This is a genomic window from Mesorhizobium sp. M8A.F.Ca.ET.207.01.1.1, assembly GCF_004794715.1.
Classification (GTDB): Bacteria; Pseudomonadota; Alphaproteobacteria; order Rhizobiales; family Rhizobiaceae; genus Mesorhizobium.
In genome coordinates this window covers 1-351 of the sequence record NZ_SRUS01000266.1, presented here as the reverse complement: position 1 = coordinate 351, position 351 = coordinate 1, and the positions used below count along the sequence as shown (strand labels likewise).

At 71.8% G+C, this 351-nt stretch carries 1 protein-coding gene; it reads right to left on the bottom strand.

Translation table 11 applies throughout. From position 1 onward, the window contains the following. Nucleotides 1-351, bottom strand: a 351-nt coding sequence (locus tag EN850_RS34465) for a putative Ig domain-containing protein (protein WP_136092998.1), incomplete at both ends; no start/stop codon positions are given.

The window sequence follows — 351 nt, the reverse complement described above, 5'->3', positions numbered from 1 at the left end:
CTGTCGGTGGCCGCAAGCGTGAAGTTGTAGGTACCGCCTGCAGTGGGCGTACCGCTGAGCACGCCGCCGCTCGACAGGCTCAGGCCCGGCGGCAGGGACCCGGCGGTGACGGCGTAGCTGTAGCCGACGGTGCCGCCGGAAGCGGCCACGGTCTGCGAGTAGGCCGCGGCCACGGTGGCATTGGGCAGCGAGCTCGGCGCGATCAGGATCGTCGGGGCGTTCACGGTCAGTGCCAGCGCCGCGCTGCTCGCACTGAAGGGTCCGGTGCCACCGCTGCTGTCGGTGGCGGTCACCGTGAAGGTGAAGGTACCGCCCGCCGTCGGCGTGCCTGCCAGGCTGCCATTGCTGGCC